This window comes from Streptomyces sp. Mut1 (assembly GCF_030719295.1).
Lineage (GTDB): Bacteria > Actinomycetota > Actinomycetes > Streptomycetales > Streptomycetaceae > Streptomyces > Streptomyces castrisilvae.
In genome coordinates this window covers 1,112,125-1,126,592 of record NZ_CP120997.1, presented here as the reverse complement: position 1 = coordinate 1,126,592, position 14,468 = coordinate 1,112,125, and the positions used below count along the sequence as shown (strand labels likewise).

Genomic DNA, 14,468 nt, shown 5'->3' with positions numbered 1-14,468 from the left:
TCGGCGTTCCCGAGGTCACCTCACCGCATCCGCCCCAGCGCGTCCCTCAGCCGCCGGGCATCGCGCAGCCGCTTCTCGTACGTCGCCCCCACCGCCAGCAGCAGCACCCCGGCCAGCGCCGGCGCCACCCACCGCGGCAGCGCGCCCGCCACCTGCACCACGTACGGCGCCAGCTCGTGCAGCGCGTCCAGCGCCAGCACCGCGCCGCCCAGCACCAGCAGTGCCTGGAGCCGCAGCCGCGCGCCCAGCAGCGTGATCACCAGGGCCGCCGCCCCCAGCAGCAGCGGCCGGGGCCAGTCCGGGTCCCCCCACGCCGCGAAGAGCGACGGCACCAGCGTCACCGCCAGCCCCGGCCCGTACGCCGTCCACGACGACGCCGAAGCGTCGCCGCGCCGGCGCAGCACCCCGATCACGAGCGCCGGCACCGTCACCGGCAGGGTGTACGCCTCCGGGGCGGACACCCCCGACACCGAGAGCCGTACCCAGGCCGCCAGCACGAACAGCCCCGTCGCCAGGTACCCGGCGAGCGGGCGCCGCTCCGGGCGCAGCGCCGTCCCCGAGGCCACCACCGCGCACAGCGCCAGCACCAGGGCCAGGGACCGGGCATCGCCCAGCGCCATGGCCACGGCCACCGCGCCCGCCGCCGCACCGGTCAGCTCGACCGGGAGCGCCACGGGATGCCCCCCGAGCCGGGCGCCGAGCAGGGCCGTGACCGCGGGGACGGCCAGCAGCAGCGCAGCGCTCTCGTGCACCGCGAGGCCCAGCGAAGCGCCCAGCGCGGCCGCAGGCACCGCCGCACACACCACGGCCGCGCACGCCGACGCCGCCCGCACCGCGACCGGCGCGGAGGCACGCTCCCCGGCCGGCTCCAGGGCGACCGCGACGGCCGTGAACACCGCCACCAGCAGACCGAACGCCGTGTACGTGGCCGCCTCCGTCGCCAGCGACAGCAGCCCCGCCCCGGCCGCACCCGCCGACCCGGTCACCCCGGCCGTCAGCGCCACGGCCGGCGCCCCGCCCCGCAGCCCGCCCACCGCGACGGCGAACGCCGCCACCACCAGCACCAGCTGCCCCGCGAGAGCCGTCGCGAAGGACAGGTCCAGCGCGGCCGGCAGCACCGTGAGCCCCGACCAGGCCAGCGCCACCGCCGCCGCGCCCGCCGCATCCCGCCACGCGGGCCGGGCACCGGCCGCGGGCCCGGCCCACCGCACCACGCCCTCCCACCACCGGTACGCCGCTCCGAGCGCCACGGCCACCAGCAGCAGCACCACAGGGGCGGCGGCCATCTCCCGCCACGGCAGTTCCCGCGCGCCCACCGCGTCCCGGGCGCTGTCGGGCAGGCCGGACCACACACCGCCCAGCCGCGTCACCGGACCCGTCGCCACCACCATCACCGCCGGCAGCGAGATCAGCACCGCACCCGCCGTCACCGCCCCGGACGCCCGCACCAGCCCCCGGGCCGCCGCCCGCCCCAGCGGGGCCCGCACACCGGCGAGCAGCGCCCCGCCGCACAGCAGGTACACCAGCACCGGCCAGCCGTCCGGCACCCCGGCGGCAGCGACCCCGCCCACCCCCGCCACGGCCGCCAGACCGGCCACCGCCCCACCGGCCACCGCGAACGGCCCGGGAGCCCGGTGGGCCCCGGCCAGCGCCAGACCCGCACCGGCCAGCAGCAGCGCCCCGGGCGCCACCGCCCCCGCGGGCCCGCCCGCCGTCAGCGACTCCACCAGAGCCACCAGCAGCCCGGTCCCACCCGTCACACACAGACCGACGCACGCCGGGACCCGTACCGAGGCCCGCGTGAGCCGCAGGGCGAGCACGCCGTCCAGCGCCGCCGTCACCAGCAGCGCCCCGGCGAACCACAGCGCCCCCGCGCCCCCGGCCCACGCCCACAGGACCAGCGGCAGCTGTGCGGCGCACACCGCCAGCGGCAGCGGCAGCCGCAGCCGGTCCAGGAGCAGACCGTAGGCCGCCCACAGCACCGCCAGCACCGCCGAGGCGGTCGCCGCGTAACCGGCCCCGTCCGCGTCCGGCACCGCCACCTCGTACAGCGCGTACGCGTCGAGCACCATCAGCACCGAGGCCAGAGCCGCGAGCGCCTCGGCCGTCGAGGACAGCCCCCGGCGCAGCAGCGCCGCCGGTGCGATCAGCGCTCCGGCCGTCACCGCGGTCAGCACCGCGCTGCGACCGCCGATCCCCATGTCCCCCCAGCTCACCAGGGTGAACGCGAGCGCGGCGACCGTCAGCAGCAGGCCGCCGAGCACGAGCAGCACGTTCTGCGCGCTGTGCGCGCGGGCGGCGGGAGCCGGCGGACCGAAAGCCGGAGCCGAGTGGGCCCGGGCCGGACCCCAGGGCGCGACCGGGCCCCGGGCCGGGGGCGGACCCCACGGGGCGGGTCCGGGGGCCTGGGCCGGACCGTTGGCCGCCAGCACACTCAGCAGCCAGGTGCGACGCGTCAGCAGCTGGGACCGGCGGGCGTCCAGCCGGACCAGTTCACGGTCGAGGAGCACCAATTCCTCGGCGGGTGGCGGCACATGTTCCATGGACGCGAGTGTGCTGCGCGCCACGCCGGCGGACATGCGCGCGCGTACTCAGATACCCGACTGAGTACGCCTGCCCCGCCGTTCGCCGCCGGGCGCCCGCCAACGCACCGCAAGCGGTTTGAACCACAGCCGCCGAGCCCTGTATGGTTCAACCCGTTCCCGGGCGATTAGCTCAGTGGGAGAGCGCTTCGTTCACACCGAAGAGGTCACTGGTTCGAACCCAGTATCGCCCACCCCGGGAGAGGCCGGTCCGTCAGCACCACCGACGGACCGGCCTTCGCGTGTCCGGCCGTCACGCGGCGGTGCGCAGCTCCGGGCGCAGCGGCCAGGCCGGGTCCACGGTCTCCGGCGTCCCGCTCCTGGTGAACCAGGCCTGAAGTCCCCGCGCCTGGGCGGCATGCCACACCGCCTGGAGCGTGTGCAGCTCCGCCGGGGTCAGCCGCTCCAGCCGGGGCGCGAACCGGCGCCCCACCGCCCGGACCAGCTCCAGCGCCGCCATGGCGTCCGCCGCCGCGTCGTGTGCTCCGGCCAGCTCCACCCCGTACAGCTCGCACAGATCCGTGAGCGTGCGCCGGCCCTTGCGGTAGCGGTCCATCTGCTTGTCCAGCACCCGTGGGTCCAGTACGCACAGCGAGGTGTTCTCCAGGTGGGTGCCCAGCGACGAGGCGCGGTGCCGCTTCAGCTCCCGGTCCAGCAGTGTCAGGTCGAACGGCGCGTTCATCACGACCAGCGGCCGGCCCGCCGCGCTCTGCTCGGCCAGCGCCCTGGCCATCTCGTCCACCGCGGGCGCCGGCCACCGGCCGTTGCGCTGGAGATGGCCGTCGGTCAGCCCGTGGATCTCGGTCGCCCCCGGGGGCACCGGCACCCCCGGGTTCACCAGCCAGCGGGTGACCCGCACCGGGCCGCCCGCGCTGTCCTGGACGGCGAGGGCGGCCGACACGATCCGGTCCTCCTCGACGTCCACACCCGTCGTCTCCGTGTCGAAAGCGGCCAGCGGCCCGTCGAACCAGTGAGTCATCCCCGAACTCCTCGCTCCCGCACGGCAGATGGAGTGATTTCCCTGCCCGGTCCGGTGATACCCGCACCCCGTGCCTGATACGCCGTTCGCGGACGCCCCGGTGCGGTGACCACACGGGTACCGGAGCCGGAAGCCGACTGCCCGGCACCCGGGAGAGCCCAGCGGAACGGCCCGGAAGGCTCAGGGAGCGGCGGGGGCGGGGGCGGCCGGGACGCGGCCCTTTCGCAATGGGGGCCCTCGGCTCGGTACGATTCCTCCTGCACGCGCTAGAGGAATGCGGTGCGCCCCCTGAGTCAGGAGAGACCGGTGTCAGACGTCCGTGTGACCATCCAACGCGATTCCGAGCGGGAAGAGCGCGTGGTGACGACGGGCACTACGGCAGCCGAGCTCTTCCCCGGCGAGCGCACCGTCGTCGCCGCCCGCGTCGGCGGTGAGCTGAAGGACCTCGCCCACGAGCTCAAGGACGGCGAGACCGTCGAGCCCGTGGAGATCTCCTCCGAGGACGGCCTCAACATCCTGCGGCACTCCACCGCGCACGTCATGGCCCAGGCCGTACAGGAGCTGCACCCCGAGGCCAAGCTCGGCATCGGCCCGCCGGTCAAGGACGGCTTCTACTACGACTTCGACGTCGAGAAGCCGTTCACGCCCGAGGACCTCAAGGCCATCGAGAAGCGGATGCAGGAGATCCAGAAGCGGGGCCAGAAGTTCTCCCGCCGGGTGGTCTCCGACGAGGAAGCCCGCGAGGAGCTGGCCGACGAGCCGTACAAGCTGGAGCTCATCGGCATCAAGGGCTCCGCGTCCTCCGACGACGGCGCGGACGTCGAGGTGGGCGGCGGCGAGCTGACCATCTACGACAACCTGGACCCGAAGACCGGCGAGCTGTGCTGGAAGGACCTCTGCCGGGGCCCGCACCTGCCCACCACCCGGTTCATCCCCGCGTTCAAGCTGATGCGGAACGCCGCCGCGTACTGGCGGGGCAGCGAGAAGAACCCGATGCTCCAGCGCATCTACGGGACCGCCTGGCCCACCAAGGACGAGCTCAAGGCGCACCTGACGTTCCTGGAGGAGGCCGCCAAGCGCGACCACCGCAAGCTCGGCAACGAGCTGGACCTCTTCTCCTTCCCCGACGAGATCGGCCCCGGTCTCGCGGTCTTCCACCCCAAGGGTGGCGTCATCCGCCGGGCCATGGAGGACTACTCGCGCCGCCGCCACGAGGAGGAGGGCTACGAGTTCGTCTACTCGCCGCACGCCACCAAGGGCAAGCTCTTCGAGAAGTCGGGCCACCTGGACTGGTACGCCGACGGCATGTACCCCCCCATGCAGCTCGACGACGGGGTGGACTACTACCTCAAGCCGATGAACTGCCCGATGCACAACCTGATCTTCGACGCGCGCGGCCGCTCCTACCGTGAACTGCCCCTGCGTCTCTTCGAGTTCGGCACGGTGTACCGGTACGAGAAGTCGGGCGTCGTGCACGGTCTGACCCGCTCGCGCGGCTTCACGCAGGACGACGCGCACATCTACTGCACCCGTGAGCAGATGGCGGAGGAGCTGGACCGGACGCTCACCTTCGTCCTGAACCTGCTCCGCGACTACGGGCTCACCGACTTCTACCTGGAGCTCTCCACCAAGGACGAGACCAAGTTCGTCGGGTCGGACGAGACCTGGGAAGAGGCCACCGAGACGCTGCGTCAGGTGGCCGAGAAGCAGGGGCTGCCGCTGGTCCCGGACCCGGGCGGCGCCGCGTTCTACGGCCCGAAGATCTCGGTGCAGGCGCGGGACGCCATCGGGCGGACCTGGCAGATGTCGACCATTCAGCTCGACTTCAACCTGCCGGAGCGGTTCGACCTGGAGTACACCGGTCCGGACGGCTCCAAGCAGCGCCCGGTCATGATCCACCGCGCGCTGTTCGGCTCCATCGAGCGTTTCTTCGCGGTGCTGCTCGAGCACTACGCGGGTGCGTTCCCGGTGTGGCTGGCCCCGGTCCAGGCGGTCGGCATCCCGATCGGCGACACCCACATCCCGTACCTCCAGGAGTTCGCGGCGGAGGCCCGGAAGAAGGGCCTGCGCGTCGACGTGGACGCGTCGTCGGACCGGATGCAGAAGAAGATCCGCAATCATCAGCGCGCCAAGGTGCCGTTCATGATCATCGTCGGCGACGACGACATGAACGCGGGCACGGTGTCGTTCCGGTACCGCGACGGTTCGCAGGAGAACGGCATCGCCCGTGACGAAGCGATCGCCAAGCTCGTCGACGTGGTGGAGCGTCGCGTGCAGGTGTGAGGTGCTCCCCGCGCGAGCGGGGACGGGCCCCCGGTGAGCTACCCGCTCCCCGGGGGCCCCTTCTCGTCCTCCCGCCGGAACACCTGGATCAGCCACGACGAGAACGAGCCCGTCACCGCCCCCAGCAGCCCGAGGCCGCCCACCATCAGGCCCGCCGCGATGACCCGGCCGCCCGGCGTGACCGGCACGGCGTCCCCGTACCCCACCGTCGTCAGCGTCGCGCACGCCCACCAGACCGCGTCCCCGAACGTCCGGATCGAGGCGCCCGGGGCGTCGTGCTCCCAGTGGTACACGCTGAGCGCGGCCGAGAAGCCGAGGAGCACGGCCGTCATCCCCGCGTACGAGATCACCCGCGCGTACAGGCCCAGCCGGGGCTGGTCGTGCCGTTCCTGGACGGCCGTGTAGACCTGGACCATGCGCAGCGGGCGCAGCAGCGGCAGGACGAGCACCAGCGTGTCGAGCCAGTGGACGCGGACGAAGCGGGGGCCGAGGCGGCTGAGCCGGAGGCGGACCGCGTAGTCGAGGACGAAGAGCAGCCAGGTGGCGCCGACGAGGACGAGGGAGATGTCGTGCCAGGGCTGTGCGTCGTGCGGGGCGAGGACGCGGAACGCGTAGCCGGCCAGGAAGACGAGTGAAGCGGCGAGGAGGGGGACCTCGGTCTGGTGCTCCCAGCGGGTGAGAGCGGGAGGGGGCGGGGCCGGGGTGCGCGCGCTCATGGGCTCAGCATCGCGGTGCGTGAACGGGATCGGCCCCGGCGACACGCTCCGCACAGGTGAAGCAATATGCTGATCGGCATGACGAGTGAGCCGGAGCAGCAGATCGGAGTGGGGACGCCCGACGCGTTCCAGCGCCTGTGGACGCCCCACCGGATGGCGTACATCCAGGGCGAGAACAAGCCGACCGGCCCGGAGGCCGGGGACGGCTGTCCGTTCTGTGGCATTCCGGCGCTGTCGGACGAGGACGGGCTCCTCGTGGCACGCGGTGAGAAGGTCTACGCCGTGCTGAATCTGTATCCGTACAACGGCGGCCACCTGATGGTGGTGCCCTACCGGCACGTCGCGGACTACACCGAGCTGGACGGTCCGGAGACCCTGGAGCTGGCCGATTTCACCAAGCGGGCGATGACCGCGCTGCGGGCCGCCTCGGGGGCGCACGGATTCAACATCGGCATGAACCAGGGCGCGGTGGCGGGGGCCGGGATCGCCGCGCACCTGCATCAGCACCTGGTGCCCCGGTGGGGCGGCGACGCCAACTTCATGCCGGTGGTCGGGCACACCCGGGTGCTGCCGCAGCTGCTGGCGGACACGCGCAAGATGCTGGCCGACGCCTGGCCGGGCGCCGCCTGATCCCAGGACTCACCGTGTGGGGCGCTCCGGAGCTTTCCGGGGCGCCCCACACGCGTGGGCGCTCGGTTACGCGTCGTACAGGTCGGCCTTGCGGGGAGAGGGGTCCTGGACGAGGCCGCTCAGTATCGAGGAGCGGTTGGTGAAGCGTTCGGTGTCGACGCCGTTCTCGTCCAGGACCTTCACGGCGGCGTTGTGCACGACGCGCAGGACGGGGGTGGCGGCGCGCATCGCGTCGTCGGCCATGAAGCGGTGGCGCCACGGCTTCTCGGCCCAGGCGTGCCGGAGACCGAAGGGCTCGGGGAGAGCGATCTTGCCGCCGAGGTAGTCCAGGAGCGGCGGATACCAGGTGAAGGGGGCGCGGAGGGCGAGGCGGGTGACCTCGTGGGCGTCGACCAGGGCCAGGGTGATGTCGCGGGTCTCCCAGAACCTGACGGTCTTGTTGACCGTCTTGGTCTTGGCGGACGGCTTGCTGGTGAAGAGGGAGTGGACGGGGCCGAGGGCGTGTCCGGTGACCTCGATCCGCAGGGTCTCGAAGAGGACGGTGACGGTGATCATCATGGTGATGACGAGCTGGCCGTCCCAGAGGGTGAACTGCACGCCGAGGTAGTGCCGGTTTCCGCCGCCGAACTGCTGGTGGTTGCAGATCCGCTGTATCTCGTGGGGCTTGATCTGGAAGGTGGCGACGTCCTCGCCCTCGGGGCGGGTGACGGAGCCGGCGTTCTCACCGACGGGCGAGACGATCCAGTGGGTGACCGAGGGGGTGGGGAATCCGCCCGTGTTCAGCGGGCCGCGCTCCAGCATCTTGAGCTGGTCGTGGATGACGCGGATCAGGTCCCAGCTGCGGAACTGGTGGAATTCCTTGCCCGGGTCCTTGGAGACGAGGTCCTCGGCGAGCTGCCAGCTGCCCCAGCGGGTGCCCATGCCGAGGATGCCCTTGGGGCCGGCGTAGAACACGGAGTTGGACTGCTGCTCGGCGGAGAGCTTCTCCAGGCCCTGGCGCAGCGCCTCGCGGGACGTCTCGCTGGGGTTCTTGGGGACCGCTTCGGGGATTTTGGCGGTGACGCCGCCTCCGGAGAGCACCCCTTCCCAGCGGCCGCGCAGGTCCTGGGCGGACTTCTCCGCGATCCGTTTGGCGAGATACCAGCCGATGACAGGGGCGACGACCATCGCGCGCAGGTACAGCCCGAGGATTCCGGTCACCGGCAGCTTGACCATGAGGAAGACGAGCCCGATGCCGAAGATCGGCAGCAGGCTGTTGCCGAGGGCGGTCAGGGCCTTGTCCGTGGTCTTGGCGAGACCGTCGCGCAGCCGGAAGACGATGACCCACAGCAGCATGCCGGGCAGGAACACGAACCCGAACAGGGCGGTGATGGCCGTGAGTTTGGTGTCGCGGGCCTTGCGCAGGCGGGACGCGGAGAGGCAGTGTTCCACGACGGTCTGCGGGTCGCTGCCGAAGGACTGGATGAGGGCGCCGCGCGCCCCGCCCAGCATGCGTTCCTGGACGGCGCGGGAGAAGGCCTCACCGAGGTTGGGCTTGAAGTAGTCCGACTTGAGGAAGGTGGAACGGCCCGCCTTCACCTCGGACTTGTGCCACTCGCTGTTGGCTTTGAGGATGTCCTCCACCGGGCTGTCGCGGTACGCGGCGGAGGCGAGGGCGTTGGTCGCCACCGCCGCGCCTGCCGACCCCTGGAGCGGAATCTGCGCTCCGGGAGAGAAATCGAATCCGTTGCTGGCCACTGTCGCCCCCACTCACCACCGAGGAACCGCTCCTGCGGCTGTTTCCCAACTGCCGTGCCCGGCACACTTTCTGAGCTGGGGTCCCAGCGTATCGTCCGGATACGTACGCCGTCCGGCCCTGTGGACAACGGGTGGCGCAGCGGCGTATTCCGGCTCACCCGTCCTGGGCGCGGACGCGGTCGGCGAGCTGTGCGGGCATGGGTGCGTGGCGGGCGTACGAGCGGCTGAACCGGCCGGTTCCGTGGGTCAGCGAGCGCAGGTCGACCGCGTACCGGTCGATCTCCAGCTCGGGCACGTCGGCGCGTACGAGGGTGCGGCCGGAGCCCGACTGCTCGGTGCCGGTGACCCGGCCGCGGCGGCCCGAGAGGTCGCTCATGACCGGGCCGACGTAGTCGTCGGGTATGAGGACGCGGACCTCGGCGACGGGTTCCAGGAACCGGACGTGCGCGTCGGCCGCGGCCTCGCGCAGGGCCAGCGCGCCGGCCGTCTGGAAGGCGCCGTCGGAGGAGTCCACGGAGTGCGCCTTTCCGTCGCGCAGGACGACCCGTATGTCGACCAGGGGGTGGCCGGCCGCGATACCCCGGGCGGCCTGGGCGCGGACGCCCTTCTCGACGGACGCGATGAACTGGCGGGGCACCGATCCGCCGACGACCCGGTCGACGAACGTGATGCCGGAGCCGGCCGGCAGCGGTTCGACGTCGATCTCGCAGACCGCGTACTGGCCGTGGCCGCCGGACTGCTTGACGTGGCGGCCGAGCCCGCTCGCCGGCCCGGCGAACGTCTCGCGCAGCGCGACGCGGTGCGGGACCGTGTCGACCTGTACGCCGTGTTGGTCGCGCAGCCGGTCGAGGGCGACGTCGAGGTGGGCTTCGCCGACGCACCACAGGACGAGCTGGCCGGTGTCCCGGTTCTGTTCGAGGCGCATGGCCGGGTCCTCGGCGACGAGGCGGGCCAGGCTGTGCGAGAGCTTGTCCTCGTCGGCCTTGCTGTGTGCCCGGACGGCCACCGGCAGCAGCGGGTCCGGCATGGTCCAGGGCTCCATCAGGAGCGGGTGGGCGGTGGCGGAGAGCGTGTCCCCGGTCTCGGCGGACTCCAGCCGGGCGACCCGGGCGAGGTCCCCGGCGACGCACGCGTCGATGGGGCGCTGCTGATTCCCGAAGGGGGAGGTCAGGGCGCCGACGCGGGTGCGCGCCTCGTGGCAGGGGCGGTCCTCGCGCCCGGGGTCGTCGAGCCCGTGCCCGTGGACGTGCACGGTGTCGTCGGGGCGCAGGGTGCCGGAGAAGACCCGGACGAGCGAGAGGCGGCCGGCGTACGGGTCCCAGGACGTCTTGACGACCTCGGCGACCAGGGGGCCCAGCGGGTCGCAGCCGAGGGCGGGGAGCGGGGCGCCGTCCGGGGTGGTGACGGCGGGCAGCGGGTGTTCGAGCGGGGTCGGGAAGCCGTCGGTGATCAGGTCGAGGAGTTCGACGGTGCCGATGCCCCGGCGGGCACCCTCGGCGGCCGGTGCGGCGGCCAGGACGGGGTGGAAGGTGCCGCGTGCCACGGCGCGTTCGAGGTCGTCGGTGAGTGTCTTGAGGTCGAGGCTCTCGCCGCCGAGGTAGCGGTCCATCAAGGTCTCGTCCTCGCTCTCGGCGATGATCCCCTCGATCAGCCGGGCGCGGGCCGCGGCCAGTGGCGCCTGCTGGTCCCCGGCCGGCGGGAGTCCGGTCCGTTCGCCGTCCGAGTAGTCGAAGACCCGCTGGGAGAGCAGGCCGGTGAGTCCGGTCAGCGGGGCGTGCCCGTCGGCGGCCTCGGGGCCGAACACCGGCAGGTGGAGGGGCAGTACGGCGTCGGGGTCGTCGGCGCCGAAGAGTTCGCCGCAGAGCCGGGTCATCGCGTCGAAGGGGGTGCGCGCGGTGTCGAGATGGGTGACCACGATGGCGCGGGGCATGCCGACCGCGGCGCACTCCTCCCACACGGCACGGGTGGTGCCCGCCACGGTCTCGGCCTCCTGGGCCGCCGAGACGACGAAGAGGGCGGCGTCCGCCGCCCGCCGCCCCGCCCTGAGCTCCCCGACGAAGTCGGCGTAACCGGGGGTGTCCAGCAGGTTGATCCTGCACCCGCCCCACTCCACGGGGACCAGGGACAGCTGTACGGACCGGTTCCGGCGGTGCTCGGTCTCCTCGTGGTCGGACACCGTGGTGCCGTCCTCGACCCGGCCGGGCCGGCTGACGGCGCCCGCGGTCTGCGCGAGCGCCTCGACGAGGGTGGTCTTGCCGGATTCGCTGTGGCCGACCAGCACCACGTTGCGCAGGGTGCGGGGGTGGCCGGCCGCCGGTGTCCCTCCGGCGGCTCCGGTGTGTGCGTGTGCCTTGTCGCCCATGGTTCGTGCCTTCCGTCGGCTGGCGCACGGGCACGGGGGAGCCGCCGCGGCGGCTGCGGCGACGCCCGCGGTAGTTCGAGCTTTGCACTCCCTCACGGCCGCGTCCACATCTCACGCCCGGGGCCCGGGCGCCGGGGTCCGGGGTGCCCGGACGGTGCGGGGCCCCGGGCGTGACTACGATGGGCGCGGAGGGTGCTGAAGGCCCCGGCCGGGCTCGCGGCGCCCGGGACGTACGTCTGCGCGTTGCCGAATCGCCTCAATGGTTCCGCCATGGAGGCGCTCCGGCGCCTCGCAGCCGCCCGCACCGGACGCCGCTCCCTGATCCGGCCAGGACCTTCAGCACCCTCCAGCCGGTGGCCGACGGGGCCACGCGGCCCACCGACCCCTCGGGAAGGCCATGCTGAACAAGTACGCGCGTGCCTTTTTCACGCGTGTCCTCACGCCGTTCGCCGCACTGCTCCTCCGCCTCGGCGTGAGCCCCGACGCGGTCACCCTGATCGGGACGGCCGGGGTGATGGCCGGTGCGCTGGTCTTCTTCCCGATGGGGGAGTTCTTCTGGGGCACGATCGTTATCACGATCTTCGTGTTCTCCGACCTCGTCGACGGGAACATGGCGCGCCAGGCCGGTATCTCCAGCCGGTGGGGGGCGTTCCTCGACTCCACGCTCGACCGGGTGGCCGACGGGGCGATCTTCGCGGGCTTCGCCCTCTGGTACGCGGGCAGCGGCGACGACAACGTCCTGTGCGCGGTCGCGATCTTCTGCCTGGCGAGCGGTCAGGTGGTCTCGTACACGAAGGCGCGCGGTGAGTCGATCGGGCTGCCGGTGGCGGTCAACGGGCTCGTGGAGCGTGCCGAGCGCCTGGTGATCTCGCTGGTGGCCGCCGGTCTCGCGGGTCTGCACAAGTTCGGTGTGCCGGGCATCCAGGTGCTGCTGCCGATCGCGCTGTGGATCGTGGCGGCCGGCAGCCTCGTGACGCTGGTGCAGCGGGTCGTCACCGTGCGCCGCGAGTCCGCCGAGGCCGACGCGGCCGCGCGGTGAGCGGCGCCGGCGGGGAGGCGAAGCCCGGTCCGCAGGCGAGGCCCGGTCCGGGCGAGCGGCTGAGCGACGCGCTGTACGGGCTGGGCTGGTCCGCGGTCAAGACGCTCCCCGAACCGGCCGCCCGAGCCCTGTTCCGTACCCTCGCCGACCAGGTCTGGAAGCGGCGCGGCAAGAGCGTGCTGCGGCTGGAGGCCAACCTGGCCCGGGTCGTGCCGGACGCCGGCCCGGACCGGCTCGCCGCCCTGTCGCGGGCCGGGATGCGCTCGTACATGCGCTACTGGATGGAGTCGTTCCGGCTGCCCACGTGGAGCCCGGAGCGGATCAAGGCGTCCATCGACGTGACGGACGCGCACCGGCTGACGGAAGGGCTCGACGCCGGGCAGGGCGTCATCCTCGCCCTGCCGCACCTGGGGAACTGGGACCTGGCGGGGGCCTGGGTCACCACGGACCTGAAGGTGCCGTTCACGACGGTCGCCGAGCGGCTGAAGCCCGAATCGCTGTACGACCGGTTCGTCGCCTACCGCGAGGGGCTGGGCATGGAGGTGCTGCCGCACAACGGCGGGGCCGCCTTCGGGACGCTGGCGCGACGGCTGCGGGCCGGCGGCCTGGTCTGCCTGGTCGCCGACCGCGATCTGTCGTCCTCGGGCGTGGAGGTGTCGTTCTTCGGCGACACGGCCCGGATGCCCGCCGGCCCGGCGCTGCTGGCCCAGCAGACCGGGGCGCTGCTGCTGCCGGTGACCCTCTCGTACGACGACACGCCGGTGATGAAGGCGCGGATCCATCCGCCGGTCGGGGTACCGGAGTCAGGTGACCGGGCCGGGAAGACGTCTGTGATGACACAGGCCCTGGCCGACGCGTTCGCCGTGGGCATCGCCGAGCACCCGGAGGACTGGCACATGCTGCAACGGCTCTGGCTCGCCGACCTGGAACCCCGCGAAGACCAGCAGGGCGGAGACCAGCAGTGAAGATCGGCATCGTCTGCCCGTACTCCTGGGACGTACCGGGCGGTGTGCAGTTCCACATCCGTGACCTGGCCGAGCACCTGATCCGGCTCGGCCACCGGGTGTCCGTACTGGCGCCCGCCGACGACGAGACGCCGCTGCCGCCGTACGTGGTGTCCGCCGGCCGGGCCGTGCCCGTCCCGTACAACGGCTCGGTGGCCCGGCTGAACTTCGGCTTCCTGTCGGCGGCGCGGGTGCGGCGCTGGCTGCACGAGGGCACCTTCGACGTCATCCACATCCACGAGCCGACCTCGCCGTCGCTCGGCCTGCTGACGTGCTGGGCGGCGCAGGGGCCGATCGTCGCCACGTTCCACACGTCCAACCCGCGGTCCCGGGCGATGATCGCCGCGTACCCGATCCTGCAACCCGCCCTGGAGAAGATCAGCGCGCGGATCGCGGTCAGCGAGTACGCCCGCCGGACCCTGGTCGAGCACCTGGGCGGCGACGCCGTGGTCATCCCCAACGGTGTGGACGTCGGGTTCTTCGCCGCCGCCGAGCCCCGGCCCGAGTGGCAGGGCGGCACGATCGGCTTCATCGGACGCATCGACGAGCCCCGCAAGGGTCTGCCCGTCCTGATGCGCGCGCTGCCCGCGATCCTGGCCGCCCGGCCGGAGACCCGGCTGCTCGTGGCCGGCCGGGGCGACGAGGAGGAGGCCGTCGCCTCGCTGCCCGAACCGATGCGCTCGCGCGTCGAGTTCCTGGGAATGGTCAGCGACGAGGACAAGGCGCGGCTGCTGCGCAGCGTCGATGTGTACGTGGCGCCCAACACCGGGGGCGAGAGCTTCGGCATCATCCTGGTCGAGGCGATGTCGGCGGGCGCCCCGGTCCTCGCCAGCGATCTGGACGCCTTCGCACAGGTCCTGGACCAGGGCTCGGCGGGCGAGCTGTTCGCCAACGAGAACGCGCAGGCGCTGGCCGCCGCGGCGGTGCGGCTGCTGGGCGACCCGGAGCGGCGGGCCCAGCTGCGCGAGCGCGGCAGCGCCCATGTCCGGCGCTTCGACTGGTCGACGGTCGGCGCGGACATCCTCGCGGTGTACGAGACGGTCACGGACGGCGCCGCCTCGGTCGCGGCGGACGAACGCACGGGGCTGCGCGCCCGGTTCGGGCCGGCCGGCCGGGACTGAGCCCGTCCCGCGCGG

At 72.9% G+C, this 14,468-nt stretch carries 10 protein-coding genes and 1 tRNA gene; 6 read left to right on the top strand and 5 right to left on the bottom strand.

Going from position 1 to position 14,468, the window contains the following annotated elements:
- Nucleotides 1–20 precede the first annotated feature (20 nt).
- Nucleotides 21–2,543: an SCO7613 C-terminal domain-containing membrane protein gene (locus tag P8A18_RS04540; protein ID WP_306051965.1), complete on the bottom strand. Its 2,523-nt coding sequence runs from the start codon at nt 2,541–2,543 to the stop codon at nt 21–23.
- A gap of 161 nt (nt 2,544–2,704) precedes the next feature.
- Between P8A18_RS04540 and P8A18_RS04535 the strand changes: the two genes are divergently transcribed.
- Nucleotides 2,705–2,776 (top strand) — tRNA-Val (locus P8A18_RS04535).
- Nucleotides 2,777–2,835: 59 nt separating this feature from the next.
- Here P8A18_RS04535 and P8A18_RS04530 read toward each other — a convergent pair.
- Nucleotides 2,836–3,561, bottom strand: a complete 726-nt coding sequence (locus tag P8A18_RS04530; RefSeq protein WP_306051964.1) for a 3'-5' exonuclease — start codon at nt 3,559–3,561, stop codon at nt 2,836–2,838.
- A gap of 306 nt (nt 3,562–3,867) precedes the next feature.
- On the opposite strand from P8A18_RS04530, the gene thrS reads away from it, so the two are divergent.
- Nucleotides 3,868–5,844 carry a threonine--tRNA ligase gene (gene thrS, locus P8A18_RS04525; RefSeq protein ID WP_306051963.1) on the top strand — a complete coding sequence of 659 codons (1,977 nt, stop codon included), beginning with the start codon at nt 3,868–3,870 and terminating at the stop codon, nt 5,842–5,844.
- A gap of 38 nt (nt 5,845–5,882) precedes the next feature.
- Here the strand turns inward: thrS and P8A18_RS04520 are convergent, their stop codons facing one another.
- Complete coding sequence (locus P8A18_RS04520; RefSeq protein WP_306051962.1) at nt 5,883–6,560, bottom strand: potassium channel family protein; 678 nt, start codon at nt 6,558–6,560, stop codon at nt 5,883–5,885.
- A 66-nt stretch (nt 6,561–6,626) separates the two neighbouring features.
- Between P8A18_RS04520 and P8A18_RS04515 the strand changes: the two genes are divergently transcribed.
- The gene (locus P8A18_RS04515; RefSeq protein WP_306051961.1) at nt 6,627–7,190 is read left to right on the top strand and encodes an HIT family protein; all 564 of its coding nucleotides are present in this window, start codon (nt 6,627–6,629) and stop codon (nt 7,188–7,190) included.
- A gap of 66 nt (nt 7,191–7,256) precedes the next feature.
- Here P8A18_RS04515 and P8A18_RS04510 read toward each other — a convergent pair whose 3' ends face one another.
- Both P8A18_RS04510 and P8A18_RS04505 read right to left on the bottom strand, forming a co-directional pair.
- Nucleotides 7,257–8,927, bottom strand: coding sequence for an AbeC-like domain-containing protein (locus tag P8A18_RS04510; protein WP_306051960.1), 1,671 nt, complete (start codon nt 8,925–8,927; stop codon nt 7,257–7,259).
- 154 nt (nt 8,928–9,081) lie between these two features.
- The gene (locus P8A18_RS04505) at nt 9,082–11,289 is read right to left on the bottom strand and encodes an elongation factor G-like protein EF-G2 (protein ID WP_306051959.1); all 2,208 of its coding nucleotides are present in this window, start codon (nt 11,287–11,289) and stop codon (nt 9,082–9,084) included.
- A gap of 397 nt (nt 11,290–11,686) precedes the next feature.
- On the opposite strand from P8A18_RS04505, the gene pgsA reads away from it, so the two are divergent.
- From pgsA to P8A18_RS04490, 3 genes are read left to right on the top strand one after another with little or no spacing between them, the layout of a single operon-like run.
- Nucleotides 11,687–12,328 carry a phosphatidylinositol phosphate synthase gene (pgsA, locus tag P8A18_RS04500; protein WP_018551405.1) on the top strand — a complete coding sequence of 214 codons (642 nt, stop codon included), beginning with the start codon at nt 11,687–11,689 and terminating at the stop codon, nt 12,326–12,328.
- The gene (locus P8A18_RS04495; RefSeq protein ID WP_306051958.1) at nt 12,325–13,293 is read left to right on the top strand and encodes a phosphatidylinositol mannoside acyltransferase; all 969 of its coding nucleotides are present in this window, start codon (nt 12,325–12,327) and stop codon (nt 13,291–13,293) included. The genes pgsA and P8A18_RS04495 overlap by 4 nt, the downstream gene beginning before the upstream one ends.
- Nucleotides 13,290–14,453: a glycosyltransferase family 4 protein gene (locus P8A18_RS04490; protein WP_306051957.1), complete on the top strand. Its 1,164-nt coding sequence runs from the start codon at nt 13,290–13,292 to the stop codon at nt 14,451–14,453. Before P8A18_RS04495 ends, P8A18_RS04490 begins: the two co-directional genes overlap by 4 nt.
- The last annotated feature ends 15 nt before the right edge of the window (nt 14,454–14,468 follow it).